The organism is Streptococcus oralis, from assembly GCF_003943825.1.
In the GTDB taxonomy this organism is placed as follows: domain Bacteria; phylum Bacillota; class Bacilli; order Lactobacillales; family Streptococcaceae; genus Streptococcus; species Streptococcus oralis_CD.
This window is the reverse complement of the sequence record NZ_RJNJ01000107.1, coordinates 1-572: the sequence shown is the minus strand read 5'-3', so window position 1 is coordinate 572 and position 572 is coordinate 1. Positions and strand designations below refer to the sequence as shown.

The following is a 572-nucleotide window of genomic DNA, read 5'->3' as shown; positions in this document are numbered from 1 at the left end:
CGCTGGTTTCATTACTGGTTTGATCATGGGAGATGTGACAACTGGTTTGTTTATCGGTGGTAGCTTGCAGTTGTTCGTTCTCGGGGTTGGTACCTTCGGTGGTGCTTCTCGTATCGACGCAACTTCTGGTGCGGTTCTTGCAACAGCATTCTCTATCTCTCAAGGTATTGATACAGATCTTGCGATTACAACAATCGCTGTACCAGTAGCAGCACTTTTGACATACTTCGACGTTCTTGGACGTATGACTACTACATTCTTTGCACACCGCATTGATGCTGCGATCGAACGCTTTGACTACAATGGTATCGAACGCAACTACCTACTTGGTGCGCTTCCATGGGCTCTTTCTCGTGCCCTTCCAGTATTCTTCGCCCTTGCTTTTGGTGGAGAATTCGTACAAGGTGTTGTAAACCTTGTTAAGGAATACCAATGGGTTGCAGATGGTTTGACACTTGCAGGACGTATGCTTCCAGGTCTCGGATTTGCAATCTTGCTTCGTTACCTTCCAGTTAAACGTAACCTTCACTACCTTGCAATGGGATTCGGTTTGACAGCTATGTTGACTGTTC

Annotated in this window: 1 protein-coding gene; it reads left to right on the top strand. The window is 46.3% G+C overall.

Translation table 11 applies throughout. The features are described from left to right. On the top strand, positions 1-572 hold a 572-nt coding region (locus D8863_RS10855; protein ID WP_142999501.1), incomplete at both ends, for a PTS mannose/fructose/sorbose/N-acetylgalactosamine transporter subunit IIC.